General features: G+C 57.0%; 1 protein-coding gene. It reads left to right on the forward strand.

The features are described 5' to 3' along the window. Positions 1–558: 558 nt before the first annotated feature. Positions 559–3,903, forward strand: a complete 3,345-nt coding sequence (locus JQ624_RS38100) for an adenylate/guanylate cyclase domain-containing protein (protein WP_212423994.1) — start codon at positions 559–561, stop codon at positions 3,901–3,903. Positions 3,904–4,126: the final 223 nt, after the last annotated feature.

The raw sequence follows: 4,126 nt of genomic DNA on the forward strand, positions 1-4,126 counted from the left end.
TGGAGGAACCGAATCTGATTTGCGCGCCCGAGGGAACCCCCTATAACCCTTCCGATTCAAATCAAGCGGAAAGCGCTCTAGTGCTCAGCAAATCGACGACGCGCCACTTCCGCTCTGGGTCGGTCAATCGCGTCATTTTAGTCGGCGGCCGACTACTTGCGGTCTTCCTCTGGAAACGGACATTGTCAGGGCCGGTCGCCGCGTCTCAAAGGTGCCATAACCGGAAGTCGCACAGCAGGTCAGCCGTCCACTCGCAGCGAGACGCTCACTTGCCGCGGTTGTGTGGTCAGACTGAAATCGACATGGTAGCCGAGGAACGAAGAACTCAGGCGGACCGGGAACGGTGGAGAAGATTGGGCGGCACTGTACAAGGTTGTGGGCTTACCCGAACCGTCCAACAGTTTCAAACTATGAAAGCTCGAGTGTTGGTTGCAGATTGCGCCGTCCTGCCCATTCAAACCTAATTCGTTGCGCGTGCGCTCTTTCTTCGTGCGTAATACGTTGTGTAGTACTAAATTCCCCCGGGGATCGAGAACTGAGCGGGGAGGCGCCAATACCATGAGAGGCGTCACGGAGTGGCTTGAGTCAATCGGATTGTCGGAGTACGCCCAGCGCTTCGCCGAAAACGGCATTGACCTCTCGGTCGTGCGCGACCTGACAGATCAGGACCTAAAGGAGCTAGGCGTCGTGCTAGGTCATCGTCGCAAGCTACTGCGTGCCATCGCAGAGCTTGATGACGCAGCTAGGGCTGAACCGGCGAAAACAGCGACCGAACCGAGGCGATCGGATGAAGGCGAGCGGCGCCACCTTACAGTGATGTTTTGTGACTTGGTTGGGTCCACGGCCCTTTCTGCGCGGTTGGACCCGGAGGACATGCGGACGCTGATTGGCGCCTATCACACCTGCATCACAGAAGTCATCAGCCGCTATCAAGGGAAGATTGCTCGCTATATGGGTGACGGCGTGTTGGTCTATTTCGGCTATCCGCAAGCACATGAAGATGATGCCGAACAGGCCGTGCACGCCGCACTCGCACTCATCCGTGCCATAGCGAGCATCCGGAATGTCGCCGCGGCGCTGCAGATTCGCGTCGGCATTGCGACGGGCACTGTGGTCGTAACCGAGCTTCTGATTGAGAATATTCCGGCGGAGCAAGCGGTCGTTGGTGAGACGCCGAACCTCGCCGCGCGTCTACAAACTATGGCCGAGCCAGAGACTGTGTTAATCTGCGCGAGCACGCGCCGGCTCACCGGCGGAGAGTTTCATTACCGTGACCTCGGTCCGGTCGCACTGAAAGGCTGGGCGGAACCGGTCCGGGTCTATCAGGTGCTGGAGATGAGCGGTGTAGAGAGCCACTTCGAGGCCATGCACACCACCAAGCTGCCGCCACTGTTCGGGCGCGACGAGGAAATAGAGCTGCTGTTACGCCGCTGGCGACAAGCTACACAGGAAGAAGGCCGGGTGGTGACCCTTACGGGAGAGCCGGGTATTGGCAAGTCACACATTGCGTCGGCGCTTAATGAGCGACTCCAGACTGAATCACACATCACCCTTCGCTATTTCTGCTCTGAGCATCACACCCACAGCGCATTGTTCCCATTCATCAGCCAGCTCGAGCGTGCTGCCGGGTTCAAGCACAGCGACTCACCCCACGAGAAGCTATGCAAGCTCGACGCTCTACTCGCGCAATCCACACACGATCCCGAACACCTGGCGGTTCTCGCCAATTTGTTGGCGCTGCCGACCGATGATCACTACAGACTGCTGGACGTCACTCCACAAAAGCGCAAGGAGAAGACCTTTGCGGCACTATTGGCCCAGCTCGTTGGGTTAGTGGCGCAGCAACCGGCTTTACTCATTTTCGAAGATGTACACTGGATTGACCCAACATCGCTTGAGCTCCTCGCAGCTACTGTGGAGCACGTGCCGCAGCTTCGGGCACTGGTGCTGATCACGGCAAGACCCCAATTCACTCTCCCTTGGCCAAGTTATCCCCACACCACAACAATCCCGCTCACCCGCCTTGGCCGGCGCGACGGCGCAGCGCTGGTCTTGCGGCTGACCGGCGGCAGAACACTCCCGAAGGAGGTAATGGAGCGCATTCTCGCACACACCGATGGAGTACCGCTATTCGTCGAGGAATTAACGAAGATGGTGCTGGAAGGCGGGCTGTTGCGGGAGCGGGACGGCGAATATATTCTGGAGGGTCCCCTACCGTCATTGGCGATCCCAACCACGTTGCAAGCTTCGCTAATGGCTCGCCTTGATCGGTTGTCGCCGGTGCGGGACGTCGCCCAAATTGGAGCCGTCGCGGGTCGCGAATTCCATTACGAACTTGTGAGCGCCGTCGCCGGGCTGCCGACACAGCGATTGGACGAGGCGCTTGATCAGTTAGTGCGTTCGGAACTGATATTCTGCCGGGGCGAAATTCCACACGCGGTTTACACCTTCAAACACGCGCTGGTGCGTGACGCCGCGTATGAGGGACTCCTAAAGAGCCGCCGCGTGCATCTGCACGCCGCTATTGCGAAGGCGCTGGAGCAGCAATTTCCTGAAATCGTGCAGGCTCAGCCCGAGACTATTGCGTACCACTACACGCAGGCGAGAAACTACGAAAAGGCCGTACACTACTGGTACGAGGCAGGTAAACGATCCGCGGCTCGTTCGGCGCATAACGAAGCGGTCGGTCATCTGAAACAAGGGTTGAATCAGATTCCAAATATCGACGACCCGATGCTGCGCGCCAAATCGGAGTTGCTCCTTCAGACGTCGCTGGGCAACTCCCTCCGTGCGATTAAGGGTTGGAGCACCGACAGTGTCAAGCATGCGTACACGCGAGCACTTCAATTGTGCAAAGAGAGTGGTCTTGACGAGCTTATCTTGCCTGCGGTCTTTGGTTTATGGACGTGGAATTTTGTTCACGCATCGCTTGGTGAAGCTCAAGCCCTTGCCGAACATCTGCTGAATAGCGCCGAGGACGTGGACAACTCGGTTTGCAAGGTTCTTGCCCACGAAGCTTTGGGGTTTACCCTGTTTGCACAGGGGAAATTTGCCGATGCCCACGCGGAGCTAGAACGCAGTATTAACCTCTGTGACGACAGTAAGGCTTCCGCATATCTTGACCTGTCAGCGCAAGACCCCCGAGTTCATGTAAGGTTATACGACGGCATGGCACTTTGCTTGCTCGGCTATCCAGATCGGGCGTTGCGAATTTGCACGGAGGCTCGCCGATACGCGGATGCATCTCAGCATCCGTTCAGTGAGGCAATTGCGCGAACGATAAGCCTTCGCGTGCATCAGCTTCGTGGCGACGTTGCCGCTGTTGCAGATCAGGCAAACGCTGTCATCGCATTCTGCGAAGAGCATGAGTTTGTGCACTATCTGGCCATGGCTTTAATTTTGCGCGGCTGGGCAAATGCTCACCAAGGTGAGTTTGAGAAAGGCATTGCCGAGGTTCACGAAGGCTTGGAACAAGAACGGGCCACTGGCGCGTTAATATTTGAGTCTTATGTTTTGGGGTTACTGGCGGATGCATGCATAAAGAACAAACGCTACGGGCAAGCGCTCGGCTTTTTGAAACAGGCGCAATTGAGGCTTAATGAAGAGAATTCCGAACGCTTCTACGCGGCTGAGATATATCGTTTGCTCGGCGAAACGTGCCTGCGATCGAACCAAGATCTGGATCAGGCGGAGCATTATTTTTGTGAAGGTCTTGAGGTTGCGCGCGAGCAGAATGCCAAATTATTTCAACTTAGGCTTTGTCTGAGCAAATGTGACCTGTACGAGCTGAGACAAGGCGACAACAGGTGTCGCTTACAACTTGGCGAGGTTTACGCATCCTTTAGCGAAGGTTTTGACACCGCGGATCTGGTCAGAGCCCAGGCAAGATTGAAAAGCGCTTAGCCGGCGATACCCCATGACATCCGCCGCCAGCACCGCCGCCAGTCACCGTTGACGCGCTCGCCGCTCAAGACGCAGCTCGGCCCGAGAAATCGAGTGCAGCTTAGTAGAAAAATGGGCTGATGTCCGACTAAGCCCGATGTCCGAGATGGGTGTGCGCCGTGCAAAGGCGGCGCTTTCCAGTGGGTGCAAGCCCCACCCGGCAACCGCTCCAGCCGGAAGCAAT

Source organism: Bradyrhizobium sp. AUGA SZCCT0283 (genome assembly GCF_018130385.1).
Classification (GTDB): domain Bacteria; phylum Pseudomonadota; class Alphaproteobacteria; order Rhizobiales; family Xanthobacteraceae; genus Bradyrhizobium.

Excerpts from the sequence above, each read along its gene's own strand:
- JQ624_RS38100 (WP_212423994.1), top strand. The coding sequence starts at position 559 with ATGAGAGGCGTCACGGAGTGGCTTGAGTCAATCGGATTGTCGGAGTAC.